Here is a 287-nt window from a genome sequence, read left to right as displayed (position 1 = left end):
CAGAGCCCTTTGTAAAAGCGCTTGCGCTGCCCGCCACATCAGTGACCGAAAGGCGGGGTTACCCCCGCCAGTGGTTCGCTACTTACCCGGTTCGCAGGTCATCATCGCCGCCACCTCCCTGAACGGATCCCGGTAGCGGATCTCACACAGCGATTTCCGCATCAGAAACGTGAATATTAACAGCGTTAAACACAGCGTTAATACGCACCAGAACAGGGTGCTTTGCGGCAGTTTCATGACCTTCTTCTCCTTGCCTTGCGGCAGGTAAGAGGATACCCTGATGTTTC

The 287-nt window shown here is 55.1% G+C and carries 1 protein-coding gene and 1 pseudogene; both read right to left on the bottom strand.

Going from position 1 to position 287, the window contains the following annotated elements:
* Window positions 1-78 precede the first annotated feature (78 nt).
* On the bottom strand, window positions 79-237 hold the full coding sequence (locus tag NV64_RS23010) for a type I toxin-antitoxin system Hok family toxin (RefSeq protein ID WP_056237410.1): 159 nt from the start codon (window positions 235-237) through the stop codon (window positions 79-81).
* Window positions 206-274: pseudogene (locus NV64_RS24425) on the bottom strand (DUF5431 family protein); the annotation flags it as partial. The pseudogene NV64_RS24425 and the gene NV64_RS23010, both read right to left, overlap by 32 nt.
* Window positions 275-287 lie beyond the last annotated feature (13 nt).

Source organism: Erwinia sp. B116, from assembly GCF_002865965.1.
Classification (GTDB): domain Bacteria; phylum Pseudomonadota; class Gammaproteobacteria; order Enterobacterales; family Enterobacteriaceae; genus Erwinia.
The sequence above is the reverse complement of the archived record's forward strand: the minus strand, read 5'-3'. Positions and strand labels throughout refer to the sequence as shown.

What these genes read in the sequence shown, in the direction of transcription:
- NV64_RS23010 (WP_056237410.1), bottom strand. Translation starts at nt 237, where the DNA reads ATGAAACTGCCGCAAAGCACCCTGTTCTGGTGCGTATTAACGCTGTGT.